The 18,208-nt window shown below is 27.7% G+C and carries 22 protein-coding genes and 1 tRNA gene; 2 read left to right on the forward strand and 21 right to left on the reverse strand.

Translation table 11 applies throughout. The annotated features are described in order from the left end of the window. Positions 1-38 precede the first annotated feature (38 nt). Genes thiL through DT059_RS06610 form a run of 10 tightly spaced genes read right to left on the reverse strand, consistent with a single transcriptional unit; the run spans position 39 to position 7,389 of the window. On the reverse strand, positions 39-998 hold the full coding sequence (gene thiL, locus DT059_RS06565) for a thiamine-phosphate kinase (protein ID WP_145597775.1): 960 nt from the start codon (positions 996-998) through the stop codon (positions 39-41). Further along, on the reverse strand, positions 991-1,395 hold the full coding sequence (locus DT059_RS06570; RefSeq protein WP_145597777.1) for a transcription antitermination factor NusB: 405 nt from the start codon (positions 1,393-1,395) through the stop codon (positions 991-993). Before DT059_RS06570 ends, thiL begins: the two co-directional genes overlap by 8 nt. After that, positions 1,392-1,781, reverse strand: coding sequence for a 6,7-dimethyl-8-ribityllumazine synthase (gene ribH, locus DT059_RS06575; RefSeq protein WP_145597779.1), 390 nt, complete (start codon positions 1,779-1,781; stop codon positions 1,392-1,394). Before ribH ends, DT059_RS06570 begins: the two co-directional genes overlap by 4 nt. Beyond that, entirely contained in the window at positions 1,781-2,881 is a 1,101-nt protein-coding gene (ribB, locus tag DT059_RS06580) for a 3,4-dihydroxy-2-butanone-4-phosphate synthase (protein WP_145597781.1), read from the reverse strand. Before ribB ends, ribH begins: the two co-directional genes overlap by 1 nt. Then, the gene (locus DT059_RS06585) at positions 2,868-3,461 is read right to left on the reverse strand and encodes a riboflavin synthase (protein WP_075503529.1); all 594 of its coding nucleotides are present in this window, start codon (positions 3,459-3,461) and stop codon (positions 2,868-2,870) included. Before DT059_RS06585 ends, ribB begins: the two co-directional genes overlap by 14 nt. A gap of 6 nt (positions 3,462-3,467) precedes the next feature. Continuing rightward, a complete protein-coding gene (ribD, locus tag DT059_RS06590) occupies positions 3,468-4,571 on the reverse strand; it encodes a bifunctional diaminohydroxyphosphoribosylaminopyrimidine deaminase/5-amino-6-(5-phosphoribosylamino)uracil reductase RibD (RefSeq protein ID WP_145597783.1) in 1,104 nt (367 codons plus the stop codon). Beyond that, entirely contained in the window at positions 4,552-5,010 is a 459-nt protein-coding gene (gene nrdR / locus DT059_RS06595) for a transcriptional regulator NrdR (protein WP_075536337.1), read from the reverse strand. The genes ribD and nrdR overlap by 20 nt, the downstream gene beginning before the upstream one ends. A gap of 3 nt (positions 5,011-5,013) precedes the next feature. Continuing rightward, a complete protein-coding gene (gene glyA, locus DT059_RS06600; RefSeq protein WP_145597785.1) occupies positions 5,014-6,321 on the reverse strand; it encodes a serine hydroxymethyltransferase in 1,308 nt (435 codons plus the stop codon). Positions 6,322-6,323: 2 nt separating this feature from the next. Further along, positions 6,324-6,749 carry a ribose 5-phosphate isomerase B gene (gene rpiB, locus DT059_RS06605; RefSeq protein WP_145597786.1) on the reverse strand — a complete coding sequence of 142 codons (426 nt, stop codon included), beginning with the start codon at positions 6,747-6,749 and terminating at the stop codon, positions 6,324-6,326. A 1-nt stretch (position 6,750) separates the two neighbouring features. Next, complete coding sequence (locus DT059_RS06610; protein WP_145597788.1) at positions 6,751-7,389, reverse strand: aspartyl/asparaginyl beta-hydroxylase domain-containing protein; 639 nt, start codon at positions 7,387-7,389, stop codon at positions 6,751-6,753. 73 nt (positions 7,390-7,462) lie between these two features. Here DT059_RS06610 and hemB point away from each other — a divergent pair, with 73 nt between their 5' ends. Beyond that, positions 7,463-8,452 (forward strand): porphobilinogen synthase, encoded by a 990-nt coding sequence (gene hemB / locus DT059_RS06615; RefSeq protein WP_145597790.1) that lies wholly within the window; start codon positions 7,463-7,465, stop codon positions 8,450-8,452. Here the strand turns inward: hemB and recO are convergent, their stop codons facing one another. From recO to dapA, 10 genes are read right to left on the reverse strand one after another with little or no spacing between them, the layout of a single operon-like run. Continuing rightward, positions 8,453-9,133 carry a DNA repair protein RecO gene (gene recO / locus DT059_RS06620; protein WP_145597792.1) on the reverse strand — a complete coding sequence of 227 codons (681 nt, stop codon included), beginning with the start codon at positions 9,131-9,133 and terminating at the stop codon, positions 8,453-8,455. It abuts the gene before it with no gap. Beyond that, the gene (gene rnc / locus DT059_RS06625) at positions 9,130-9,798 is read right to left on the reverse strand and encodes a ribonuclease III (protein ID WP_145597794.1); all 669 of its coding nucleotides are present in this window, start codon (positions 9,796-9,798) and stop codon (positions 9,130-9,132) included. The genes recO and rnc overlap by 4 nt, the downstream gene beginning before the upstream one ends. Continuing rightward, positions 9,798-10,535, reverse strand: a complete 738-nt coding sequence (lepB, locus tag DT059_RS06630; protein ID WP_145597796.1) for a signal peptidase I — start codon at positions 10,533-10,535, stop codon at positions 9,798-9,800. Before lepB ends, rnc begins: the two co-directional genes overlap by 1 nt. Beyond that, on the reverse strand, positions 10,532-10,918 hold the full coding sequence (gene acpS, locus DT059_RS06635) for a holo-ACP synthase (RefSeq protein WP_145597798.1): 387 nt from the start codon (positions 10,916-10,918) through the stop codon (positions 10,532-10,534). The genes lepB and acpS overlap by 4 nt, the downstream gene beginning before the upstream one ends. Continuing rightward, positions 10,919-11,638, reverse strand: coding sequence for a pyridoxine 5'-phosphate synthase (locus DT059_RS06640; protein ID WP_145597800.1), 720 nt, complete (start codon positions 11,636-11,638; stop codon positions 10,919-10,921). After that, on the reverse strand, positions 11,635-12,222 hold the full coding sequence (pyrE, locus tag DT059_RS06645; RefSeq protein ID WP_145597802.1) for an orotate phosphoribosyltransferase: 588 nt from the start codon (positions 12,220-12,222) through the stop codon (positions 11,635-11,637). Before pyrE ends, DT059_RS06640 begins: the two co-directional genes overlap by 4 nt. Further along, a complete protein-coding gene (locus tag DT059_RS06650; RefSeq protein WP_145597804.1) occupies positions 12,179-13,924 on the reverse strand; it encodes a RelA/SpoT family protein in 1,746 nt (581 codons plus the stop codon). The genes pyrE and DT059_RS06650 overlap by 44 nt, the downstream gene beginning before the upstream one ends. Positions 13,925-13,945: 21 nt before the next feature. Next, the gene (folK, locus tag DT059_RS06655; RefSeq protein ID WP_240704597.1) at positions 13,946-14,503 is read right to left on the reverse strand and encodes a 2-amino-4-hydroxy-6-hydroxymethyldihydropteridine diphosphokinase; all 558 of its coding nucleotides are present in this window, start codon (positions 14,501-14,503) and stop codon (positions 13,946-13,948) included. Then, a complete protein-coding gene (gene smpB / locus DT059_RS06660) occupies positions 14,430-14,900 on the reverse strand; it encodes an SsrA-binding protein SmpB (protein ID WP_145597806.1) in 471 nt (156 codons plus the stop codon). The genes folK and smpB overlap by 74 nt, the downstream gene beginning before the upstream one ends. After that, positions 14,900-15,781 carry a 4-hydroxy-tetrahydrodipicolinate synthase gene (gene dapA, locus DT059_RS06665; RefSeq protein WP_145597808.1) on the reverse strand — a complete coding sequence of 294 codons (882 nt, stop codon included), beginning with the start codon at positions 15,779-15,781 and terminating at the stop codon, positions 14,900-14,902. The genes smpB and dapA overlap by 1 nt, the downstream gene beginning before the upstream one ends. A gap of 43 nt (positions 15,782-15,824) precedes the next feature. On the opposite strand from dapA, the gene DT059_RS06670 reads away from it, so the two are divergent. Then, positions 15,825-18,050, forward strand: coding sequence for a lytic transglycosylase domain-containing protein (locus tag DT059_RS06670; RefSeq protein ID WP_145597810.1), 2,226 nt, complete (start codon positions 15,825-15,827; stop codon positions 18,048-18,050). Here DT059_RS06670 and DT059_RS06675 read toward each other — a convergent pair. Then, positions 18,051-18,142 (reverse strand) — tRNA-Ser (locus DT059_RS06675). Positions 18,143-18,208: the final 66 nt, after the last annotated feature.

Genomic DNA, 18,208 nt, shown 5'->3' on the forward strand with positions numbered 1-18,208 from the left:
ACAATACAAAAAAAGATAGAAAAGACAACGATTAACTTCTAAAACTGATGAATATAACCTTTGGTTTTAGCTCGTATTTGCTTGCCTTTTTCATCGAATATCAAAGATCTATGTTTACCAGATACAATTTTACCAATTTTAGTTATTTTAATTCCAGTTGTTTTAGAAGCTTTTTGAATGATTCTAGCTTTATTAATATTTGCAGTAAATAACACCTGATAATCATCTCCATTAGAAATTAGATTAATTTTATTCAATCTTTGTTTTTTAATTAAATTACTCAATTTATTGGAAACAGGTATTTTATTTTCAAACAAGTGAAATGATAAACTTTGTCTATTAATCATTTTTGCCAAATCATCAATTAATCCATCTGAAACATCGATAGAGCTGTTTGCAAATTTTAATAAATATTTTGTTAAATTTAAAGGTAACTCTGGTTTGTAATATTTATCTAAAAAAAATAATTTGTCTTTATTTTTAAATCTAGCTTTATTACTTAATACTTTAAGACCTATATAACTATCTCCCAAATTTCCTGTAACATAAATGTCATCATTTAATTTAGCTTTATTACGATAAATTATTTTATTCGCATATCCTAATGAAGTGATTGTGAAACTTAGTTTATTTGAAAAAGTTGTGTCACCACCACATAAGTCAATATTAAATTTATTTTGTTCTGATTTAAGTGATTTTGAGATTTTATATAAATTGTTTTTTGTAAATGTTTTTTTATTACCAGAACCAGAAATAAAATAAAACTTTGGTTTTACACCTTTACAAATTAAATCAGAAACTGATGATCTTAATATTTTTTTAATTACTAAATCTGGGGATTTAAAATCATAAAAATGCGTACCAATATTGTATGTATCAACAGATATAACAACACCTCTTTTTTTATCAAAAAAAACATCATCATTTAGGTTAAGAGCAGATTTATTTTTTTTAGCTATTTTAAAAAAATAATTATTTATTAGATCAAATTCATGCATTGTTAGATCTTAATTTTTTTCCAACGTTATCTAATAAAGCATTAAGATACTTTGTTTGTGAATCTTCAAGAAAAAAATTAGATGAATTTAAATATTCTTTAATAATTATATTTATAGATAAATTTGGCTTATACATAAATTCATAAGTTGCTGCTTTTAAAATTGTTTGAAAAACTTTATCTAATTTTTCAAATACGAATTCATCTCCTAATTTATTATTTAATTCATCTAAAATAAGATCGTTTCTTTCTATCGTGCCTAAAACAATATCTTTAATAAATTTTTTAAATCTGTGTTTTGGAAAATCTAAAGCATCATCTTCATTATAAAATTTACCATATAATTTCTGAATAATTATAACTCTAGGGTTATTTTTTGGATTAAAATGAGTTCTCATTTTTGAGACAAAACTGAAATCACAGCTTCTGCAGCTTCAGCACCTTTTTTTCTTCTTGCTCTTGCTTGAGCCATATTAAGACAGGTAATTATTCCATTTCCAATTGGTTTTTTACTATCTATAGATAATTTCATTATAGCATCTGTTGAAGCTTGAGAAATAAAATCAAAGTGCGGAGTTTGACCTTTAATTACACATCCTAAAGCTAAAAAACCATCATATTTATTTAAATTTTTAGAGATTGTAACTGGAATTTCAAAAGCACCAGGTACTTTAATAATTTTTATTATATTTTTTTTTGGAATTATTTTTAGAGCACTGCTTATTAAACCATCAGCAATATCTTTATAATAATCTGCTACAACAATTAAATATTTTTTTTTCATCAAATTAATTCCTGTTTTGTAATTTTTATACCATAACCATCAAGACCAATAACTTTTTTTGGTGATTTGGTGATTAATATCATGTTTTTAATTTTTAAGTCTTTAATAATTTGAGCTCCTATACCATAATTTCTTATTAACTTATCATTTCCTTTTTTATAAAAGTCTTTGTTTTTATAATCTTTTAAAGTCTGAGTTACTGATTTTAAATTTGAATCTTTGATAAAAACTAAAACGCAATTTTGATATTTTTTAAAATAATTTAAAGTCTTGTTAAATGAATTTGGTAGTGATTGATTTATTAGATAATTTTGTACAACATTAGAAGAAATTACTCTTACTCGTGGAGTAATACCTTTTTTTATTTTACCTTTTATTAATGCGAAGTGCTCTGAACCATCTAAAAGATTCTCATAAATTCTAATATTGTATTTTTGATTTTTTACATCAATCTTGCTTTGCTTTTTAAGTTTAATAAGTTTTTCTTTTTTTAGCCTATATGCGATCAGATCTTCTATTTTTCCAATTTTTAATTTATGTTTTTTTGCAAAATTGAATAAATGCTGACCTTTCGCCATTGTACCGTCTTCATTCATGATTTCACAAATTACAGCTGAGTTATTTTTTTTTGCTAATTTAGATATATCAACTGAAGCTTCAGTGTGTCCTGCTCGAACAAGAACACCACCATCTTTAGCAATAATTGGAAACACGTGACCAGGTGAAACAATTTCACTTTTATTTACATTTTTTTTTGAAGCAATTTTGATTGTTTTCGCTCTATCTTTAGCAGATATACCTGTTGTTATTCCTTTTTTTGCTTCAATAGAAATTGTAAATGCTGTCTTGTTTCTTGATTGATTTACTGGAGACATTAAAGATAAATTTAATCTTTTTGCTTGAAGTGAATCAAGTGCTAAACAAATCAAGCCTCGCCCGTATTTTGCCATGAAGTTAATGTTCTTTGCATTTGTGTCCGAGGTTGAAATAACTAAATCTCCTTCATTTTCTCTTTTTTCATCATCTACTAAAATAAACATACCACCTTTTTTAGCCACACTAATAATTGACTCTATTGACGCAAAATTATTTTTTTCCATTAAAATAATTCCTAACGTATTTAGACAAGATATCTATCTCTATGTTAACTAAACTAGATTTTTTTAAAGTTGATAAATTCGTTTCTTTGTAGGTGTGAGGGATAATCCAAATTTGGAAACCTTTTTTAGTCACTTTTGAAATTGTAAGAGAAATACCATTCACACAGATTGATGCTTTTTCTATTAAATGTTTTCTTTCCTTTTTAGGTAAATCAAAGTCAAAAAGAAATGATTTATCTATTTTTTTAATACTTAATACTTTACCAACAGTATCAACATGTCCTTGACAAATATGTCCTGAAATTTTTGTACCGTATTTTAAAGGTAATTCTAAGTTTATTTTATCTTTTATTTTTAAAAATTTGAATTTTGATCGAATTATTGTTTCTTTCGAAAGATAAAATTCCATAATTTTGGATTTATATGAAATTAAAGTTAGACAAACACCATCACAAGCAACTGACAAGCCCATGTCTTTATTGGATACTTTAACATTACTTTTAACAAAAATATTAAGACCTTTAGGTCTTTTAATAATTTTAGTAATTGTACCTTGGTTATAAATTATTCCGTTAAACATTTTTTTCTAACTATATAGTGTTATTATGTCTTTTCGTAAATTGAGATTTAGATTAATTTTTGTTTTATATTTTTGATTTAATATATTTTGACTACTAAATTTCAAATATTCGAAGTTTTTAGAGAGGTTTTTTGGACTTTTATATAAATAAAATTTATTAAATATTTTATCCTTAATCAGTGAATTTGTTAATTTATCTCCCCCTTCGATTAGTAAATTTCTGCACCCATAATTATATAATTTTTTCAAAATTAATTTAATGTCAAATCTGTTATTTCTATCAACTCGAGATTTAATTAGATGTATTCCTTTTCTTTTAAATTTTGAAATTTTTGATTTGTCAGCTTTATTATAAAATATTAAAGTATTTTTATTATTAGAGGATTTAATTATATAACTATTTATTTTAGAATTTAACTTGTTGTCTAAAATAATTCTTTTTGGAGAAAATTTTTCAAAACCTTTCAAACGGCAATTTAGTTTTGGATTATCTTTATTTAGTGTTTTGTGAGTAATCATCAAACTATCATTTTGATATCTCAACATGTGTGTAAACTTATCTGAGTAAGAATTTGTAATTTTTTTTTGATTCTTGCTGTAAATAATATTATTTTTTGAAATAGCTATTTTGCCAGTAACAAAAGGTAATTTTTTCTTTCTATTAAAAAAATAAGGTAAATAAAAACTTTCAATTTTGCTTTTTAATAAACCTTTTTTTACAATTATTTTTTTTGACTTTAAAATTTTAAAACTTTTATTTCTTACTCTTTTATCTATGTCGGTAACAGAATATATAACCTCAGAAATTTTTGATTTTATTATCGCATCAGTGCATGGTGGTGTTAATCCATGATGACAACATGGCTCTAAAGTAACATACATTTTTGAGCCTTCTAATTCATCAAAACTATTTTTAATCGCATTAAATTCAGCGTGTGGTCTTCCATTAAATGAGGTTTGTCCTATGGAAATAATTTTATCATTTTTGACAATAAGACAGCCTACAGAAGGATTTGATCCTGTCTGTCCATGACGAGATTTAGCCAAGTCCAAGGCTAATTCCATGTAAAATTTATCTTTTGATGAAAATTTATCTTTTTTTGTAGACATCAAGCTTGTCCACGAATTGTACGAAATCTTTTTCTTCTCTAAAGTTTCTATATACAGATGCAAATCTTACATATCCAACTGGGTCTAAATCTTTTAATCCATCCATAACCATTGTCCCAATTGTATTTGTTGATATCTCTCCTTGTCCTAGTTCTTCAAGAGATCTTGAAATGTTACTGATGAATTTTTCTATTGTAGCCGTATCTATTGGTCTTTTTTTTAGAGCTATGTAGATTGATTTAGATAATTTATCACGGTCAAATGATGATTTTCTTCCATTTTTTTTTACAACCATCAATTCTCTAAATTGAATTCTCTCAAATGTAGTAAATCTTTCACCGCATATGCATAATCTTCTTCTTCTTATTGCGGTACCATCTTCAGTTGGACGTGAGTCTACAACAGATGTATCACCTTTTTTTTCGCACGGACAAATCATTTACTAAAGGTTCTTATATATCGGAAATGAAGAAGTTAAAGAAATAACTTCATTTTTTACTTCGTTTTCTATTTTGCTATTATCTGTTGGATTTTCAGATAAACCTTTTAAAGTTTTTGTTATTAATTCACCTACTGTTTTAAACTCATTTAAACCAAATCCACGAGTTGTAGCCGCTTGAGTTCCTAATCTTATTCCAGATGTAATCATGGGTTTTTCTGTATCAAATGGAATACCATTTTTATTACATGTAATATTTGCTCTAGATAAACTCTCTGCAGCAAGATTTCCTTTTACATTGTAGGGTCTTAAATCAACCAACATCAAATGTGTATCTGTCCCATCTGAGTAAATTTTAAATCCATTATTTTTTAAAGTTTCTGCTAACATTTTAGCGTTTGCTAATACAGATTTAATGTAATCTTGAAATTCTGGTTGTAGCGCTTCAAGAAAGCCAGCTGCTTTTGCAGCAATAATATGCATTAAAGGACCTCCTTGGTAACCAGGGAAAACAGCTGTATTAAATTTTTTAGCAAGTTCTTCGTGATTAGTTAAAATTATTCCTCCTCTTGCACTTCTAAAAACCTTATGAGTTGTAGAAGTAACCACATGAGCATAATCACAGGGATTAGGGTATCCTTTACCAGCAACTAAACCTGAGAAATGAGCCATATCAACCATCAAGTATGCTCCAACTTTATCTGCAATCTCTCTAAATCTTTTAAAGTCAATTACTCTAGAATAAGCACTCCCACCCGCAATTATTAATTTTGGTTTATGTTCTAATGCAAGTTTTTCAACATTATCATAATCTATCAACTCAGATTCTTTATCTACATCATAGCCTACAGCATTAAACCATTTACCAGACATTGAAATTTTTAATCCATGAGTAATGTGGCCACCTGAATTTAAACTCATACCCATAAATGTATCACCTGGGCTTAATAAGGCTAAAAACACTGCTCCATTAGCTTGCGCACCTGAGTGTGGTTGAGCATTTGCAAATTTGCAATTAAATAATTTTTTTAATCTTTCAATGGCAAGGTTTTCTGCTACATCAACATGCTCGCAACCATTATAATATCTTTTGCCAGGATAACCTTCGGCATATTTGTTAGTTAAAACTGATCCTTGTGCTTCTAATACTGCTTGAGATACTATATTTTCAGACGCAATTAGCTCAATATGTTGCTGTTGTCTTATTAATTCATCTTTAATAGCTTTATAAAGTTCAGGATCTTTTACAGATAAACTATCCTCAAAAAAACTTTTATAACTATCGTTTAAATAACTTTTTTCGCTCGACATAATTATATTTTCTTAACTCTTCTCAAGTGTCTACCACCATCAAATTTAGTATTTAAAAAAACACTTACAAATTTCAAAGCATTTTTTTTGGTTATCAACCGTGACCCTAATGTAATGATGTTTGCATCGTTATGCAATCTGGATAATTTCGTTGATTTTAGATTAAAACATTGTGCAGCGCGAATATTTTTATGCTTATTTGCCGCAATATTCATTCCAGTCCCAGATCCACACACTAAAATACCAACATTACTCTTTCTTGATTTGACTTTTCTAGCAACTTTGTGAGCATAGTCAGGATAATCAACACTGCTATCATCTTTGGGACCAAGATCCTCAAATTTTACTTTGTTATTCCTTAAATAATCTTTGATTGTTTCTTTTAATTTAAATCCAGCGTGATCTGATGAAATAAATATTTTTCTCAAATTAATTAAATTTGTAATCTAAAACACAAGCAACTAAATGTATTCTATTCTCTTCTCCACCATTAAATGCGTTGTGATACTTAGTATTGTTTGTAACCCAAACTGAACCATCAGCAGGCATATGTTTAGCAACATTATCAATTACCATTAAACAACCAGGGTTTGTTATAATAGGTATATGTAATCTTGGTTCAGGATCTCTGTGCCAACTTAAAGTTGATCTAGGCTCTTTTAAAAGAATCCTAACTCTTCCAAGTTTATATTTTTTTGAAAGGACATCATAAACCTCTTTAAAATATGTGTTATCATAGTCTTTAATAAATTCTGAGTAAGATGATTCATCAATCATTTCATCTCTAGAAACTTCTTTTCCTGATTTGTCAGGTTTAGTCCAGTATACTCCACGAGCTTTATTACCTTTTATTGAATCTGGATCACCAGGTATTTGAGTTAGAGATATAGCACCAAAGTGAGTAACACCTGCATCTTCAAATTTTTTAATCTTAACTATCTGGTGATATGCTTCTTGTAATTTCTCTATATCAAACTTAATTTCTTGTTTCTGGAAATCACTAAAGTCCAAAATCCTATCTTCTTTTTTGATGTTTAAGTCTACAACTTTTGAGTTTTCTGTCGCCATCGTGATTGCTTTCTACTCTTTTTTTTGTATATGTGTATATTACATTTGTCGCAATTTAAAAGTAAATTAAAACATGATTATTGGTAAATATCCTAGTCTTAGACTCAGAAGAAGCAGAAAAGATCCTTGGTCAAGAAGATTGATTCAAGAAAATACCTTAAGTCCAAATGATTTTATACTCCCTATTTTTTTAATTGAAGGGTCAAATAAACGACAAGAGATTTCATCAATGCCTGGCGTTTACAGGTATACAATTAATCGATTGAGCCAAATTGTGGATAAAGCAATAAAATTAGGAATACCAATGATAGCTCTTTTCCCAAAGACACAAAACTCAAAAAAAGATGAATTGGGAACAGAATCACTAAATGAAAATAATTTAGTTTGTAAAGCGATACAAGAAGTCAAAAAAAGATACAAAAACCAAATCGGTATAATGTGCGATGTTGCTTTAGATCCTTACACATCACATGGTCATGATGGTTTGATCAAGTCTAACATTATATTAAATGACGAAACAATTGAGGTTTTGATCAATCAATCATTACTACAAGCTGAGATGGGTTGTGATGTACTGGCACCTTCAGACATGATGGATGGCAGAATAGGAAAAATAAGAAAAGCTTTAGATAAAAACAAATTCCAAAATGTTCAAATATTATCGTACGCTGCAAAATATGCCTCAAGCTTTTATGGACCTTTTAGAGATGCTGTCGGATCTAAAGGTTCTTTAAAAGGAAATAAAAAAACTTATCAGATGGATTATAGAAATTCTGATGAAGCTTTAAGAGAAGTTGCATTAGATATTAAAGAAGGTGCTGATATGGTAATGGTTAAACCAGGTATGCCCTACTTAGACATAATAAAATCAATTAAAGAAAAATTTAAATTACCTGTATTTGCCTATCAAGTATCAGGAGAATACAGCTTAATTGAAACAGCTATAACAAAAAAATTGATTAATAAAGATGCTATATATGAAAGCTTAGTTGCTTTTAAGAGAGCTGGTGCCAATGCTATAGTAAGCTATTACGCTGATAGAATTGATAAAATAATAAAATAATTATTTTAACGTATTTAAGAATAACAACCTGCTATTTGGATAATTTAAATTATTTGGTCTTAATATAGTTTTATCCAAATAATCGCCTACCAATTTCAAACCGTTCAATAAAGTACCAAGATCATTAACTTCTATATCTTTTTCAATCAAAAAATTAGGTACATATTTTTTTTCATTTAAAGAACTTGCATAATATACAGTTTTGTTACCTTCTAAATCTTTTTCAACTAAATTTTCAAGGGCTAAGTCGTATCCTAATATTTTAAGTAATTCTAATTCCCAAAATATATATTTTTTTATCCAATCTTTTTCTTTTAAAATTAAAAATAAATTTTGAATTATAAAATAAACTTTATCGTTAGATTGAGACTCTGCTGTTAATATTTTGATCAAATTCATAGCAGATGTGATACAGGATAACTTTTGCTTATGATCAAAATATAATGGAGTATAAGCATTTAAAATTTCAATTTTAAAATAACCTATTCTGTTTTCATTTTTAGAATTGTAATTAACATGGAGTTTATTACCAAGCTGAAGATAATTTTTAATTTTTTTTGAAGTACCGCCAAATATAATTCCGGATATCTTTCCTTTATGTTTTGTATATAATTCAGCAATTAATGAATTTTCATTATATCTATTTTTACTTATTAAAAATCCTTCGTCTGACCAATTCATTTTTTATTTGTATTTTTTAAACATTCTATAGCGGCATTTTGCTCAGCTTCTTTCTTTGATTTTCCAGTCGCTATAAAATATTTTGTATTAGGCAATTTTACTCCAACTTTAAATATGGGTTTGTGTCTTGGACCTGTATTTGAAATTAATTTATAAGTAGGTAATTTTTTAAAGTTTTTTAAAGTTAATTCCTGTAACTTTGTTTTTGCATCTATTTCTGTAACTACACTTTTTTCAATATGATCTTGCCACAAGTTTAAAATTGTTTTTTCAACTATTGTAAAACCTTTATCAAGATAAATAGCACCAATTAATGCTTCACAGCTATCAGATATTATTTTGTCCTCAATTTTTATTTTTCTATTGTTGGAGTTAAATGTTTTAACATAGCTAGCTAAATTGATTTTTTTTGCTATATCCAGACAAGTTTTTTTATTAACTAGCGATGCAAATTTTTTATCAAGAATACCCTCTTTTTCTCCTGGATAAATTTCTAAAAGTTTTTTTGCTATGACTAAACCAAGAACTCTATCGCCTAGAAACTCTATCTTTTCATTATTTTCATTTGGATTAAAGCTTTTATGCGTGAGGGCTTGAATAAGTAGATCTTTATTTTTAAATTTTAAATCAATTTTTTTTTCTAAACTTTGATAATTAATTTTCATTAATTAATTTTATTAAAGGTTCTATTAAATCTTATTGACTTATGCCATTTCCAAAATTCAACAAAACTTCCTATTCTTTTATCTGAAGAGAAAAATATAAATTGAGCTTTTCCTACTAAATTATCTTTATGCACATATCCAACACTTGTTAAGTACCTGCTATCTTTAGAACAGTCTCTGTTATCCCCTAAAAAGAAATAATGATCTTTTGGTACAGTAAACACATCAGAATTTTGATAGGTATAATCTTTTAAATAAACAGTATGAAATTTTTTACCATTTGAAAGTTTTTCTTCAAATCTATAAACATCAATACTTTTGTCACCACAGAAAATTGTAGTTTTGTTATTAATTTTAGATTTAAGAATTTCAGAATTATTTAAATATAAATTAGAGTCTATAAATTGAATTTTATCACCAGGTAAACCAATTAATCTTTTAATGTAATCTGTACGATTATCTGCTGGTGTTTTAAATACAATTACATCACCTCTTTCAGGACTACTAAACATAATTCTTTTGTTTAATATTGGAGGACTAAAAGGAAATGAGTGTTTGCTATATCCATAGGTATATTTTGTTACAAACAACCTATCACCTACTAATAAAGTAGGTTCCATGGATGATGATGGAATATAAAATGGTTGTACTAAAAGTGATCTAATTATAACTGCAATTATTAATGCATAAATTAAAGTTTTTATATTTTCTGAAAAAAAATTTTTATCTAATTTCATGATGTTTGAATAATAGTAAATGCTGTTGAATAATTTTTTTCATCCGAAATTGATAGAAAACATTTAAAATTTTTGATTTTAAAGTTTTTTTGAATGATTTTTGTAATTTTTTTATTTTTAACATAATAAGGCTTTCCCATTTTGTTATTAGCAACTTCTATATCTTTAAAATTTAAATTCATACGAAAACCTGTGCCAAGAGCTTTAGAAAATGCTTCTTTTGCAGCAAATCTCTTTGAAAAATAAGCTACTTTATTGCTTGAAGCATTAGATTGTTTCAATTCTTTAGATGAGTAAATTCTTTTTTTAAATAAAGGATTTTTAATCGATTTTTGAATTCTTTTATTTTCAACAATATCAACACCAATACCAAGAATTTTCATTTATTTTTTTATAATTTTTTTAAAGTTTTTAATTACTTTTGAAAATCCATCAAATATTGACTCTCCAATTATAAAATGTCCAATATTATACTCCTCAATTTCTATTATTTTTGTTAACATTTTCGTGGTTTTATAATCTAAACCATGACCAGCATGAACTTCTATATTTAAACTTGATGCTAATTTTGTACTTTTTTTAATTCTGTTTAATTCATTAGAATAATTTTTTTTTGATTTAACTAGGTTTGCTAGTTTTCCAGTATGTATTTCAATACAATCAGCATTTAATTTTTTAGCAAGTCTAATGTCATTTGAGGAAGGATTAATGAATAAACTTGTTCTTATCTTTGCTTTTTTAAATTTTTTAATAATTTTATCTAATTTATTAAGATTTTTTTTTATATTTAAGCCTCCTTCGGTAGTAATTTCTTTTCTATTTTCTGGAACTAAACAGATAAAATTTGGTTTTATCTTAAGTACTTTATTAACAATTTCTTTGTTCATAGAAATTTCAAGGTTTACAGGTACATTTCTTAAACCACAGATTTTTTTTGCATCAATATCATTTATATGCCTTCTATCTTCTCTTAAATGTATTGTTACGGAATCGGCTCCATAACTAATAACTTTTTTGGCTGCGTATAGTGGATCTGGATGTTTCTCTCCACGAGCGTTTCGTAGAGTTGCAATATGATCTATATTTACACCTAACCTTTTCACTTAATAAATCTGCTTCCTGGAGTTGTTATTGGTATAGATTTAAGTTCTTGTGGTAATTTATTTGCTTTATAAGTTGGAACATCAATTTTTAAATGAGATGTTATTCCAGTTTTTATTTTTAAAGATTGTTTGGTTGATCGATCAATAATGGATGCAAATCCAATTAATTTTGCTTTTGATTTTTTAATCAATTTAACACACTCCAAACTTGATTTTCCCGTAGTGATTACATCTTCTATAATTAATACTCTTGTACCTTTTTTAATATTAAAACCTCTTCTGAGAGTAAATTTACCATTTACTCTTTCGCAAAAAATTGTTTCTTTTTTAAGCAATTTTCCTATTTCATATCCAATAATTACCCCCCCCATTGCAGGAGCTAATATTAAATCAATTTTTTTAAATTTTTTTTTAATTTTTTTTGCTAAGGATTTGCAAATTTTATCAGCTAAATTAGGGTAACTTAAAAGTTTTGCACATTGAATATATTTTGAAGAATGTAGACCTGAGGATAAAACAAAGTGACCTTCTAATAATGCATTAGTTTTTTTTAAAATACTTAAGGATTTTTTGAGTGAAAGCATTTCTTTTTTCTTCGTGTCTAATTATCTTAAATTTTATACTCTTTTGTTTTAGCTCTGCAATAAAATTAGTAAAGTTCTTAAGGTTTCTAATAATTAATTTGAATTTAAAATTAATATAATTGGGATTTTTACCAACCATTTCTAAGCTCGATATATTTAATTTATGACTTCCAATTAGTGAGCTTATATCTCCTAATTGACCTGGTTTATCAGGTAATGACATCCATAGAGTGGTATTGTATTTTTTTGTTTTTTCCTCTTTTTGCTCTCCTTTATCATGCCAATATCTTCTTATTGCTGCTCTAGCTTTACCTGTTTTAGTTGTTGGTATCCAGTGAAGTGACGGTGAATTATTTTTAGATGTTATAATATTTACTCGATCACCATTTCTTAAAATAGTTTGTAATTCGCTTTTGTTTCCATTAATTTCACAACTAACTGCTGAATTACCAATTTTAGTATGAACAGCATATGCAAAATCTATGGCTGTTGCGTCTTTAGGTAATTTAATTACTGAACCTTTTGGTGTGAAACAAAATACGTTTTCTTGAAACATTTGTAGTTTTGTATACTCATATGAGTCTTCAGGGTTTTCATTTTTTTCTATAATCTCAACAAGATCTTTTAACCAATCATACTCCTTCCAGCTTAAAGAGTTAAATTTTTCAGAAGATTTATACTGCCAATGAGATGCAACACCTCTCTCTGCAAATTCGTGCATTTCATGTGTTCTAATTTGAATTTCTATTGGTTTTTTATTTGAACCAATTACAGAAGTATGAATAGATTTATAACCATTTATTTTTGGAGATGAAATATAATCTTTAAATTTTCCCGGTATACAATTCCATTTTTTATGAAAAATCCCGAGAGTTTTGTAACAATCGTCTACGTTTTTTAAAATTATCCTAAATCCAATAATGTCTGTTATTTGTTCAAGGGAAACTCTTTTTTTTTGGACTTTTCTCCAAATTGAAAAAGGTGTTTTTTCTCTACCATGAATCTCTGCATTAATCTCATTATCATTCAATATTTCACTTAACTCAAAAGATTGTTCTTCAAATAAATCTTTTCTATCCAATTTTATTTCATCAAGTCTTTTTTTTATTAATTTTCTTGCATCATTATTTAAAATTTCAAAAGATAAATCCTCAAGTTCGTCTCTTATTCTATGCATTCCCATTCTATCAGCTAATGGGGCATAAATTTCCATAGTTTCTTGAGCTATCCTTTTTCTTTTATCTTCTTTTGTAATTGCTTTAATGGTCCTCATATTATGCAGTCGATCGGCAATTTTCACTAACAGAACTCTGATATCTTTTGATGTTGCTAAAATTAATTTTCTGAAATTCTCAACTTTAGAATTAGCTCCAGCTGAATTTTCAAATGCAGAAATTTTAGTTACACCGTCGACTAAATCAGCAACCTCATCACCAAATTCTTGTTTGATAGTTTCATAAGTTGCAAAAGTATCTTCTATAGTATCGTGCAACAGACCCGTTGTAATTGTAGCGCTATCTAATTTTAATTCAGTTAAAATATTTGCAACCTCAATTGGGTGAACAGAATAAGGATCACCCGAAGCTCTTTTTTGACTCTTATGTGCTTTAACAGCAAAATTATATGCTTTATCCAATTTTTCAGGATTAAGAAATTTATTGTAATCCTTAACTTTATTTATAAGTTCGTTTGAATTAAGCATAATTAATATTATACCATTAAATCAAATTTGTTTAATAGATCTAATGTCTCTATCAGGAAGCTGAGAAATCAAGGTTTTAACATCAATTTGTTTATAAGGATGGATCCAATTCTTTTGAATCTCAAATAATGGAAATAATACAAAGTTTCTTTTGTGCATCATTTTATGAGGTAAATTAATCTTAGAGTTTTTTTTTGATACCAAATTATTAAAATCGATTATATCTAAATCACATGTACGAGGAGCATTTTTTTCCGCTTTTTTTCTACCTAATTGATTTTCTATAGATTTACATATTTTTAATAGTTCTTGAGGACTGTAATAACATTTTAATTTTAAAATTATGTTTAGGAACTTAGGTTTTCGTGGGTCAGGCCAGGAAGGGGTTTCATAATAACTGGATACCGCGAGAACATCTAAGCTATGTTCTGCTAATAAAAATTTTGCTTTTTCTATATTTCTTTTCCTTATACCTAAATTTGAACCTATTCCTAAAAAAACAATTTTAGCTTGATTTTCTAATATATCTTGCCTTTTCACGGTTCCAATCTCTACTTTTTTTTGTTGCTCTTTTATCATATTGCTTTTTCCCTTTTGCAACAGCTAGTTCTATTTTAGCTTTTCCTTTTTTAAAATACATTTTTGTTGGAACTAATGTGAAACCATCTCTTTGCATTTTACCGATCAATTTATTTATTTCTTTTTTATTAAGAAGCAATTTTCTATCATCTATTGGGTTGTGATTAGAGTAACTGGCTTGCTTGTATGGAGATATATGTGAATTAATTAAAACAATTTCACCTCCCTTTTCAACAGCATAAGACTCAGCGATATTGACCTTGCCCTCTCTTACTGATTTAATCTCTGATCCCTTTAAAACAATTCCAGCTTCAAAAAGATCTTCAAAAAAATAATTAAAACTAGCTTTTCTATTTAAACAAATGATTTTCAAACCAGGATTGGTTTTTTTGTTCATTAAATTAACTTAGCAGACTGAAGAGTTTTTTTTACAATTTCTTTTGTTGTGTCTGTTACTTTTACAAGTGGTAGTCTCACATTGTCATCACAAAGTCCTAAAAGTTTTGCAGCATATTTTACAGGACTAGGATTGCTCTCAACAAACATTGAGTGATGAACTGGTTGTAATATTTTATCTAATCTTTCTGCTTCTTTCATTTCGTTATCTGTGTCTGATTTAGAGAATTTTTGAAAATCTGAGCAAAGTTTAGGTGCAATATTAGCTGTTACACTGATAGTACCTACTCCCCCACGTTTATTAAATTCAAAAGCATTATCATCATTTCCTGTTAATTGAATAAAATCTTTACCCATTTTTGCAAGTGTCTGATTAACTCTATCTAAATCACCTGTTGCATCTTTAACTCCAACTATATTTTTTAATTCATACAGTCTGGCCATTGTATCCACTGACATATCAATCACAGATCTACCAGGAATATTATAAATTATAATTGGAATGCCACACTTGTCATTAATTGCTTTATAATGTTGATACAAGCCTTCTTGGGTTGGTTTGTTGTAATAAGGTGTAACTATCAAAGCACCGTTAGCTCCTGCTTTTTCTGCATGTGTGGTTAAAGAAATAGCCTCCTCTGTTGAGTTGGAACCTGTACCAGCAATAACTGGAATTTTTCCATTACTTTCTTTTATGCATAAATCTATTACTCTTTGATGCTCATCATGACTTAACGTAGGAGATTCACCTGTTGTACCAGCTGGAACAAGACCATTGGTGCCATTATCAATGTGGAAATGGATTAATTTTATATATGCTTCCTCATCTAGACCATTATTTTTAAATGGTGTAATTAAAGCAACATTTGATCCTTTAAACATAAATACTTATAACATAGTTTAAAGATTCATATACTAAAAGATTATGCTCAAAAAAATATTATTTTTAGGTTTCACTGCAGCAATATTAATGTTTTCAAATAATCTCTTTGCCGAAATCAATTCACTTGTACCCTTAAAGAAACCTGTTTTGAGTAAAGAAGAAATTCAAAAAAAAATATCTATAAATATTCTTAAACCCTTAAAGAAACCCTCAAAAACCAAAGAAATTGAAATCGAAGAAGTGATTGTTAAAAAAGAGTTGGTTTTAAAAGAAAAAAAATTAAGTTTTAAAATACCAAAAAAAAAACCAACTATAGCTGGTACTAGCACAGCTAAGAATATTAAGATTTCAAGATATTATAGTAAAAAAGACTTCGGGTTAGCTAAAAAATCTATTTCAGAAATGCAGAAGAGTAAATGGTCTTCTGCACTTAAAATAGCAAAAAAAGCAAAAGACAAATCTATTTATAATTTTATACAATGGAGACATCTTTTAACGTCTGGTAACCAGGCGTCATTTTACGATTATCAAGTGTTTTTAAATAAAAATTCTGATTATCCTAGAATAGACAGAATTAGATATCTAGCTGAACATAAATTGTCTACAGAAAGTGTTTCACCAAAAAAAATAATAAATTGGTTTGGAGAAAAAAGTCCATTAAGCGGCTATGGAAAAATGATACTTGGAGAAAGTCATGTTTTAATTGGTGACAAAAATAAGGGTATAAAACTAATTAAAGAAGGTTGGATAAAAGCGGATTTATCCAAAAATGAATTAAAATATTTTAGAAAAAAATATAAAAAATATTTAAATGCAGATGACTATATCAAACGAGCTGATTATTTAGCTTGGAACGGAGATCGTTGGGATTTACAAAGGTTAATAAGATATCTGCCAAAAGATTACGAACTTTTATATAATGCAAGACATCTTTTAATGAGTAAAGGCTATGGGGTTGATCAAGCCATAGCAAATGTTCCTCAAAAATTTAAGAATGATGCTGGATTAAACTATGATCGATTGAAATGGAGAAGAAAAAAAGGACGTGTAGATTCATCAGCTGAAATATTACTGAAAATAAGAAATGATAAAGAATATTTAGTTAGACCTGATAAATGGTGGAAAGAAAGAGAAATTATCTCAAGAGCATTGCTTTATAAAAAGAAATATGAAGCTTCATATAAAATTTCAAGCAATCATGGAATGACTGAAGGATCTGAATTTGCGGCTGCTGAATGGATGAGTGGATGGATAGCATTAAGTTTTTTAAACGATCCTTTGACTGCTAAAAATCATTTTAAAAATTTTTATGAAAATGTTAGTTATCCAATAAGTTTATCTAGGGGTGCGTATTGGCTTGGAAGAGCTTATGAAAAAATAGGCGAAAGAGAGCAATCAAATAATTGGTACAGAGAAGCTACAAAATATCTTACTACTTACTATGGTCAGCTAGCTTTTTTAAAATTAAATCCAAATGGAAAATTTGAGTTAGATAAAGACATGGAAATTGATCCAAAATATAGAATTCAATTTTTTAATAAAGAGCTTGTAAAAATTTCTTATCTTCTAGATGAATTAAAGAAAGATAAATACACAAAACATATTTTAAGACATTTAGCTAACGACAATATAGCTAAAGGTAGTGAAGTTTTGGCTGCAGAATTAGCTACAAGTATAAACAGATATGATTTTGCTATTCAGGTTTCAAAAATTGCATCTTATCAAAAAAGATTTCATAATAAATACAACTACCCAATAATTAGCACTCCTAAATATATTAATAAAAGAAAAATTCCAGAAAGTGCTTTGATCTTATCTATAATTAGACAAGAAAGTGAATTTGATTTAGAGGCTAATAGTCATGCAGGCGCAAAAGGATTAATGCAATTGATGCCTTACACCGCAAAATTAGTTTCGAAACAAGCTAAACTTCCTTATTCAAAATCAAGATTAACCACTGATCCAGAATATAATATTAATTTAGGTTCACATTATATTGCAGGTTTAATTCTACAATATGATGGTGCCTACCCTTTTGCCGTCGCTGCATATAATGCTGGACCTAATAGAGTTAAATATTGGAAAAAAATAAATAAAGATCCACAAAAGAAACAAGTTGATTATGTTGATTGGGTTGAATTAATAAAATTTAGAGAAACAAGAAATTACGTACAGCGTGTAATGGAAAATTATAATGTCTATAGATATATTTTGGAACAACGACCTGTGACCATGAAAAACTTTTTTAAAGATCAGCCTCTATTTTAGTGGCGGAAGAGGAGGGATTCGAACCCTCGGTACAAGTTTCCTCGCACGGTCATTTAGCAAACGACTGGTTTCAGCCTCTCACCCACTCTTCCGTATGACATTGTGTATTAAGCGATTGTATTGAAAATTCAATATATATAAAGTAATTATTCAATTAT

This window comes from Candidatus Pelagibacter sp. FZCC0015, from assembly GCF_007833635.1.
In the GTDB taxonomy this organism is placed as follows: Bacteria; Pseudomonadota; Alphaproteobacteria; order Pelagibacterales; family Pelagibacteraceae; genus Pelagibacter.

Coding starts and splice junctions, on each gene's coding strand:
- DT059_RS06585 (WP_075503529.1), bottom strand. CDS start 3,461: ATGTTTAACGGAATAATTTATAACCAAGGTACAATTACTAAAATTATT.
- glyA (WP_145597785.1), bottom strand. CDS start 6,321: ATGTCGAGCGAAAAAAGTTATTTAAACGATAGTTATAAAAGTTTTTTT.
- folK (WP_240704597.1), bottom strand. CDS start 14,503: ATGATAAAAGAGCAACAAAAAAAAGTAGAGATTGGAACCGTGAAAAGG.
- ribH (WP_145597779.1), bottom strand. CDS start 1,781: ATGAAAAAAAAATATTTAATTGTTGTAGCAGATTATTATAAAGATATT.
- ribB (WP_145597781.1), bottom strand. CDS start 2,881: ATGGAAAAAAATAATTTTGCGTCAATAGAGTCAATTATTAGTGTGGCT.
- rnc (WP_145597794.1), bottom strand. CDS start 9,798: ATGAAAATTAATTATCAAAGTTTAGAAAAAAAAATTGATTTAAAATTT.
- pyrE (WP_145597802.1), bottom strand. CDS start 12,222: ATGCTTTCACTCAAAAAATCCTTAAGTATTTTAAAAAAAACTAATGCA.
- DT059_RS06670 (WP_145597810.1), top strand. CDS start 15,825: ATGCTCAAAAAAATATTATTTTTAGGTTTCACTGCAGCAATATTAATG.
- dapA (WP_145597808.1), bottom strand. CDS start 15,781: ATGTTTAAAGGATCAAATGTTGCTTTAATTACACCATTTAAAAATAAT.
- lepB (WP_145597796.1), bottom strand. CDS start 10,535: ATGAAATTAGATAAAAATTTTTTTTCAGAAAATATAAAAACTTTAATT.
- thiL (WP_145597775.1), bottom strand. CDS start 998: ATGCATGAATTTGATCTAATAAATAATTATTTTTTTAAAATAGCTAAA.
- recO (WP_145597792.1), bottom strand. CDS start 9,133: ATGAATTGGTCAGACGAAGGATTTTTAATAAGTAAAAATAGATATAAT.
- ribD (WP_145597783.1), bottom strand. CDS start 4,571: ATGTCTACAAAAAAAGATAAATTTTCATCAAAAGATAAATTTTACATG.
- DT059_RS06650 (WP_145597804.1), bottom strand. CDS start 13,924: ATGCTTAATTCAAACGAACTTATAAATAAAGTTAAGGATTACAATAAA.
- smpB (WP_145597806.1), bottom strand. CDS start 14,900: ATGAACAAAAAAACCAATCCTGGTTTGAAAATCATTTGTTTAAATAGA.
- nrdR (WP_075536337.1), bottom strand. CDS start 5,010: ATGATTTGTCCGTGCGAAAAAAAAGGTGATACATCTGTTGTAGACTCA.
- DT059_RS06570 (WP_145597777.1), bottom strand. CDS start 1,395: ATGAGAACTCATTTTAATCCAAAAAATAACCCTAGAGTTATAATTATT.
- DT059_RS06610 (WP_145597788.1), bottom strand. CDS start 7,389: ATGGCGACAGAAAACTCAAAAGTTGTAGACTTAAACATCAAAAAAGAA.
- hemB (WP_145597790.1), top strand. CDS start 7,463: ATGATTATTGGTAAATATCCTAGTCTTAGACTCAGAAGAAGCAGAAAA.
- acpS (WP_145597798.1), bottom strand. CDS start 10,918: ATGAAAATTCTTGGTATTGGTGTTGATATTGTTGAAAATAAAAGAATT.